The sequence below is a fragment of the Oleiphilus sp. HI0117 genome (assembly GCF_001635235.1).
Genome location: NZ_LWGA01000791.1, coordinates 1 through 2,681 on the forward strand (window position 1 = coordinate 1; position 2,681 = coordinate 2,681).

Annotated in this window: 3 protein-coding genes; all 3 read right to left on the bottom strand. The window is 40.8% G+C overall.

The window, feature by feature from the left end; translation table 11 throughout:
• On the bottom strand, window positions 1-1,387 hold a 1,387-nt coding region (locus A3757_RS12915), incomplete at its 3' end, for a DUF927 domain-containing protein (protein ID WP_068739753.1).
• On the bottom strand, window positions 1,380-1,589 hold the full coding sequence (locus A3757_RS12920) for an AlpA family transcriptional regulator (protein ID WP_068567229.1): 210 nt from the start codon (window positions 1,587-1,589) through the stop codon (window positions 1,380-1,382). The genes A3757_RS12915 and A3757_RS12920, both read right to left, overlap by 8 nt.
• 128 nt (window positions 1,590-1,717) lie before the next feature.
• Window positions 1,718-2,575 (bottom strand): hypothetical protein, encoded by an 858-nt coding sequence (locus A3757_RS12925; protein WP_156506313.1) that lies wholly within the window; start codon window positions 2,573-2,575, stop codon window positions 1,718-1,720.
• Window positions 2,576-2,681: the final 106 nt, after the last annotated feature.

A 2,681-nucleotide genomic window follows, 5' to 3' on the forward strand; every position in this document is an offset into this window, starting at 1 on the left:
CTGCAATTATAAATCTATCAGCAGCACGGCTTTCTTGGCCATTCTTACAGGTGACTGAGTTTTTGATGTCTTCAAATCGTTCATGCAACGATTCGACGTCATTCATTTCTAATAACCTGTTTATGAACTCTGGGCCTGCAAATCCGTAGTTTTGATTGCAGTTTTGTTTTAAGTTATCAGAGAAACGTCTACCGCTTTGGTGTTCATGAAGTTGATCAAAAGCACCATACTCACGAGAACAAGTAATATTTAGCAGCCGCATTGAAACACCCGCTCTAGCATTGGATCCAGTAGAAGCGATCAAATCTTCTGGACTAATCTCACCGCTAGAAATAATGCTTTGTCTCCATTTATTTATAGATTGTGACGTCCCTAATTTGGTAGCCCGCTGTTTGCCTAAACCGTTCGCAATTGCATAAACAATTTTGCTTACTTCATTAGCTTCTGCTTCACCCAACTCGTCTAGTATCAACGTTGTATCGTTCCTGTCAGTAGAAACGGATTCTAGACCGTTTGCTGTAGATCTCCATGTCCTCATGAAGTCTTTAGGGTTTCCCCATACAGAGCTTGCTATCGCGAGGCATGTAGTTTTCCCACATGAAGAGTCTCCAAGAAGGTGTAGCCCTCCATTATCTTTATTTAGTAATTTCAGTAGTGGGCCTGCGAGTGCGAAGCTGATAGTAAGAATCATTACCGGATTACCTTCACAATACTTTGCAATGGTATTTTTCCACGTAGATAAAGAGCCTTTTTTGGAATAATCGGACGTGATATTTGGCTTTCCTTGAAAAATATAGCTTTGGTCCCCTAGAGTTTGTTCTGGAAAAACAAAAGCCACATCATTCTTCCAGCCTGTCTGTTGAGCTGCCGTTATACGTCTATGGGGAATTGTTGAATTGATATAAATAGGAATTTTAGACTTTCTAGTGATATTTGTATTAAGTCCTATATCTAAGAGTTGCTCTAAAAGTCGCTCGGTACTGCCTGCTAGCAACCCCATTGGGATTGCTAATTGTTTCCAGTTACCATTGATATCCTTGATTCGTAATAGTCGGCCAAAATTACTGCCTTCATTTGAAGTTATTGCATCGACGTACAAAGGGCCGCAAATCCAATCATCAGACAAGGTGGGTGGCTTATCGTCCTTATTGTATTGGATGTTATGCCAGTAAAGACCAGCAGGTTGGCTCTTAGAGCCTACAGATACTGGGTTGTCGTATACGCGCCAACAAGGTCTACTTTTAGCATTTGGCCACTCATCTGTTCGGGGTGTTTCACTTGTTTCCTGATTATAAGTGGTTGGTGAAACGGGGTGGGTCGCAGAGGAAGAGACAGTTGCCTGTGTTTCCTGAGTTACACACTCAGGGTTCATTATTGGATTAGTCATTTGTAGCACCTTCTGATTCGATGCTTTTTTTAATTTGGGATTCAATCCAAGTTTGAATTTGCCTCTCCTCCCAGCCTACACAGCGCTTTGTTATTCGAATTGATTGGGGAAATTCTTTCTCCTGCATCAAACGATAAACTGCCGCCCGTGAAAGGCCTGTGTAGTCGGTGACTTGTTTTATTCTTAGAATTCTATTGGTCATTTTGGGATCTCCTTAGCTGTATTGAGAATTCACATATATTGTGAAAGCCAAGAGATCCCTTGAATATTGCGATAGGCCGCTTCCTTTATATTGTGAAGCGGGCTAACCGATAGTTATATTGGGAGAAATTAGGGATTTCGTGCTGATTCATACCGAGCAACCTGCCAGTAGTCCTTATCGTCATCCGTAAATTGGATTTCATGAATAGTAATAACTTTATCGGAGCCCATAATGTGGTGGCGCGTTTCTTTCTCTCGCCGATGATTCTCTTCGGAATTTTCTTCCCAACCAGTTATCCGGTTGAGATCAGAATAGTTACATTCACTGCTTGGACACATTGTGTACCTTCCATAATTAGTCGTTTCAAAACTTCTACTGCCTGTAGCTGTACAAGTAGTGGCATTAAAATTATCGTGGATCTCTACTTCTACATGGTTGGTATGATATTTATCTATTGAGTAGATATTCATGTCTGTTTCGGTGCATATTGTGGGCTCTCCCCATGAATCTCTATTATCGAAAGAGACGTATTGTCTGAGCTCCTTTAATTGTGTAACCCAAGTTTGACCAACTAGGTTGATTGTGTAATCGGACTTTAAATCCGATAGTGAAGCACTCATATGATTGACGGCATCTTCTACCGATACTAAGGTTGAAGTATTGGTATATTCACCAATATGTTCCTCTAAATGGCTAGCGAAGCCTTCTGTAGACTGGTCGAATACTTCTGTACCGTAGATTGATTCAAAACTATTGGAAAACTCATTAGCGGTTTCTTCCGTAATGGTAATGCCATTTTCAGGGTAACCATCGGAATCGAGGGTCTGTAATAATCTAGCTAAATTAACAGGCGCATCCGGGTGTAGATATTCTTCTTTCGAAGCAGAGATTACATCTTCAGAATGCCTTACGTAGTTTACATCTAATGGGGTGAAAATCTGTCCGACCGGCCCCGAGGCAACCAACATGCCCCCAATGAAGAACATAATATTCTCATCGGTTTCATTATAAAAATATTCACCATTTTCATTTGTAACGCCACTAGAAGTTATCTCACTTGATGAGTATGGATTATCTTTGTATAGCTTTTTG